We start from the raw sequence: 4239 nt of genomic DNA, 5'->3' as shown, positions 1-4239 counted from the left end.
TTATTTAGAGACAATAAGATCATTTGAGAGAAGATTCAGGAAGACAGGAACTTCACATAACACCATGTTCACGCTTCGGCGGACGAGCCGCCTCGGTCCGGACCGAAGTTAGATGAGGATTCGAAGAAGTAATAGGCAGCAGCAGGGAAGCGGAATCAGCCGGACACATCCGCACCGACTAAGCGCATCGCGCCCGGCGACTTCGTCGCCTTAAGTCGGTGGGACGTCGTGAACACATGAACGTTAGGCGAAATACCCGAAATGCATTAAAACACATTTGTTGATGGAGGAATTCAATGAAGCTCAGGATACCAGTCTTTATTTTTGTAGTAGGAGTTCTTTCTGGAATTGTTCAGTTAATCAATAATCAATATACAATTTCAAAGAATGGATCATACATTGAATCACTATTGTTTTTCTTAATCATCGGTGTAACTGTTTTTATCTGTGAGAGAGCTGGAATTAATGACAGGAAAGTTAATCTAGTTTTCGGAATATCTTTTATTGCTGCCGGTTTAATTATTGATTTAATAACTAAATAAGCCTCTGGAATGCAAAGAAACATAAGGGACATAAGGGACATAAGGGACATAAGGGACATAAGGGACATAAGGGACATAAGGGACATAAGGGACATAAGGGACATAAGGGACATAAGGGACATTTTATTAACGTATTTCAGGGATGCCGGGTAAATCGCCTAACACCATGTTCACGCTTCGGGCCATTCGGCCCTCGGTCCGGCAGAAGTAGGGAAGAGAATTCGACTGGAGCAGCTCAGCAACTGTAAGTAATTCAGCCGGACACATCCGCACCACCTAACCGCATCGCGGCCGCCCTTCGGGCTTAAGGTGGTGGGACGTCGTGAACACATTAACGTTATCTGAAAGAACCGTAAACCGAAAGAATGATAAACCGAAAGAAGGGACTAAATGAGAAAGCTCACAAGTTTCTTTAATATTTTTTCTGAAGCTAAAGGCAAAGAAAAATACATACGAAATCTTATTAATCGAATGTCTACAGTCGATAATGCTAAAAGTTCATATGAATCAATCAGTTTCAAAGCACATCGAGAAGCAGAAATATTAAACGATAAAGACTTGATTCCCGTATTAGTTGATCTTATTAGCAACTCAAGAAGTCAAGATATGAAGTCATCTAGGAATGCGGCATATTTCATACTTTCTAAATTAGTTCAAAAATTCGAAGAGCATGAGGCACTACAATTCCTAATTAATCAATTAAGGCTAGAATCTGATCAATATGTGATTAGTAGCATGTTAGATCGAATCTCAGAACTAAATAAACCAGATTTCATTGAAATAGATCCCATTTTTCAATTCGTACACCATCAAGATTGGGCAATTCGACATTCTGCAATTCGTGCTCTTAAGAAATCTAGAAACCCTGAAGCACGGAAAGTAATTTTGGATATTATTTTGAGAAGCAAAGAAGACTTTAGAAAGAATAAAGGCGATATTATTTATTCCATTTCTACATTGTCTGATATTGGTAATACTGAAGACTTGGATTTGTTAGAAGAGTTATCAATCATTAAAATACGTGATATTAAAGAGTCAGCAGCCTTTGCTATAGAAAGAATAAATAAACGACAATAAAACCTGAGTGACGGTATTTCAAAGAAGTCGGTTCCTTCAGATAACACCATGTTCACGCTTCGGGCCATTCGGCCCTCGGTCCGGCAGGAGTTAGATGAGGGTTCGAAGAAGTATTTGGCAAGTAGCAGGGAAGCGGAATCAGCCGGACACATCCGCACCACCTAACCGCATCGCGGCCGCCCCGTTGGGGCTTAAGGTGGTGAGACGTCGTGAACACATGAACGTTATACGACAGGACGAAGCAATGCTAATAATACCAAGATCTAAAAAACTTATAAAAATGATTGCATTCCAAAGGAAATGGAGGAGATTATTTTCATTGATCCTATTACACTTATACTAATACCTGTACTTTTTTTTATTTGTATGACAATCATACTATCTTTAACGTTTGGAATAATTAGATATAAAAAAACAAGGAACGTTATGAAAGGAATTGGAATTGCAAATAGCATTGGTATATTTTTCGCGAGTCTATTTTACATCTGGCTTTTATTTGAAACTAATCTACAATTCTCTACTATTATTTTCATTTTTGTTATTCCAGGAGTTGTAATTATTAATACAGTAATTTTATTGATGATTTCAAGGAATAATAAAATGAACAATGACATTATTGAATAAGTGAGATATGAAGGTTGCTCAATGATCCCGTCGTATAACACCATGTTCACGCTTCGGCGGACGAGCCGCCTCGGTCCGGCAGGAGTTAGATGTGGACTCGGGGAAGTAATTGGCAGCAGCAGGGAAGCGGAATCAGCCGGACACATCCGCACCACCTAACCGCATCGCGGCCGCCCTTCGGGCTTAAGGTGGTGGGACGTCGTGAACACATGAACGTTAGGTGAAATTGGCTAGTGGGGGTAATAATTTGAGATTATTATTTATACTTATTCTTTTATTTGGATTAGCGAAAGATACCCCAATATCATCAAATTTAGAACCAGAGGATTTCGATATTTATTACAATGAAGTAAAAATAAATGATCAAGTAAACGTTTTAAGGATTAAATCTTTGTTGGGATTTGGTGAAGATTTTGAAGATAATAATAACGGATACATAAGTGGGTTTGGTGATATAAGAAGATTGAATGCAGTGTATCCAAATCATGAGTCTCCAGAATTAAGACTGGTCTTTTTAACTAATGATAATGAAAGTTATCTTGTCTTTGCTGAGTTGGATACATTGAATACTAATAGAGGAGTCAAGGCTGGAGATACATATGATAAATTAATAGAAAAGTATGGGAATCCGAATTTTAGGTTTGAACCTTACGAAGAATATGAAACATTACGATATAATTATGGAAAAAAATACATTGATTTTGTACTTAAAAATGAAGATAAAAAAATAGAATACATATTGATTGATTACAATTCTTACAGAGCAGATAAAGAACAGAAGTTTAATGAGGAGTAACTCGAGAAGCAGCCAACTTCACCTAACACCATGTTCACGCTTCGGGGCATTCGCCCCTCGGTCCGGACCGATGCAGAAGTGCCGAGGGTGAATTCAGCCGGACACATCCGCACCGACTAAGCGCGTCGCGCCCGGCGACTTCGTCGCCTTAAGTCGGTGGGACATCGTGAACACATGAACGTTATGTGAAATATCAGTAAAGAAAGGAAGATCAGTTCAAGTGAATAACGGATATATTTATGTGCTAATTAATGAAAGCTTTAAGGGATTGGTCAAAATAGGAAAAACTTCTTTAAACTCAAGTGAGAGGGCGAGACAATTATCAAGTAGTACTGGAGTTCCTACACCTTTCAAGGTAGCATATGAAATTTTTACTGAAGACTGCGATAGTTTAGAAAAGACAATACATTTGGAATTAATTGACTTCAGAGTGAATCCGAATAGGGAGTTTTTTCAATATCCACTAAATAAAACAATTGAGTTAATTCAGAATCTCACAAATAGCAATAAGAATAATGAAACTATTTATGAGGCTATTGAGATATTACCAAAATTAAAAGAGTTATTTAATGAGTATTTGAATCATGATATTTCATCAGTCAGAATATATCAAACTACTGATAGGGTTTATTTAGAAGTAACCAAGGACCAATATATTGCAGATTATTTAAAGGATCAATATATCAGAAGAACGGACTTAGCATTTGTAATTGATGGTAATGACGAAAATGATAAAACATTTAATCCAGATAGTCCAATTAATAAAAACGTTGAAACATTCTTGTCGTCTGGATTCACTACAATAGCGGTCTGCAGTGAAGATTTATTTACTCAGGAAGCTATAGATGCAAAGTATAATAAAGATGTTGAAGAATACAAGAATAACGTAAGTTTATTCGATGAAGACTGATACTTCACATAACACCATGTTCACGCTTCGGGCCATTCGGCCCTCGGTCCGGCAGAAGTTAGATGAGGATTCAGGGATGCAATGGACAGCAGCAGGGAAGTGGAATCAGCCGGACACATCCGCACCACCCAACCGCGTCGCGGCCAGTCGCTTCGCTCCTTTAGGGTGGTGGGACGTCGTGAACACATGAACGTTAGATGAAACGTGCCTAATGCAGATTTTGAAGTTTGATTCGGAGGAGATTATGAAATCATTAATTAGATACTGTTTTTGGATTTTACTAATCGTAT

5 protein-coding genes are annotated in these 4239 nt (G+C 38.2%); all 5 read left to right on the top strand.

The window, feature by feature from the left end; genetic code table 11:
* The first annotated feature begins 296 nt into the window (after positions 1–296).
* The gene (locus ACFPPD_RS23280) at positions 297–542 is read left to right on the top strand and encodes a hypothetical protein (protein WP_209751975.1); all 246 of its coding nucleotides are present in this window, start codon (positions 297–299) and stop codon (positions 540–542) included.
* 9 nt (positions 543–551) lie between these two features.
* Positions 552–695 (top strand): hypothetical protein, encoded by a 144-nt coding sequence (locus ACFPPD_RS23275; protein WP_378083547.1) that lies wholly within the window; start codon positions 552–554, stop codon positions 693–695.
* 237 nt (positions 696–932) lie between these two features.
* Positions 933–1619, top strand: coding sequence for a HEAT repeat domain-containing protein (locus tag ACFPPD_RS23270; RefSeq protein WP_209751974.1), 687 nt, complete (start codon positions 933–935; stop codon positions 1617–1619).
* An 871-nt stretch (positions 1620–2490) separates the two neighbouring features.
* A complete protein-coding gene (locus tag ACFPPD_RS23265) occupies positions 2491–3039 on the top strand; it encodes a hypothetical protein (protein ID WP_209751972.1) in 549 nt (182 codons plus the stop codon).
* A gap of 220 nt (positions 3040–3259) precedes the next feature.
* Complete coding sequence (locus ACFPPD_RS23260; RefSeq protein WP_209751970.1) at positions 3260–3949, top strand: GIY-YIG nuclease family protein; 690 nt, start codon at positions 3260–3262, stop codon at positions 3947–3949.
* The last annotated feature ends 290 nt before the right edge of the window (positions 3950–4239 follow it).

Origin of the sequence: Cohnella suwonensis, from assembly GCF_042655365.1 — a bacterium.
Lineage (GTDB): Bacteria > Bacillota > Bacilli > Paenibacillales > Paenibacillaceae > Cohnella > Cohnella suwonensis.
This window is presented reverse-complemented; position numbering and strand designations above follow the sequence as displayed.

Coding starts and splice junctions, on each gene's coding strand:
- ACFPPD_RS23275 (WP_378083547.1), top strand. CDS start 552: ATGCAAAGAAACATAAGGGACATAAGGGACATAAGGGACATAAGGGAC.
- ACFPPD_RS23270 (WP_209751974.1), top strand. CDS start 933: ATGAGAAAGCTCACAAGTTTCTTTAATATTTTTTCTGAAGCTAAAGGC.
- ACFPPD_RS23280 (WP_209751975.1), top strand. CDS start 297: ATGAAGCTCAGGATACCAGTCTTTATTTTTGTAGTAGGAGTTCTTTCT.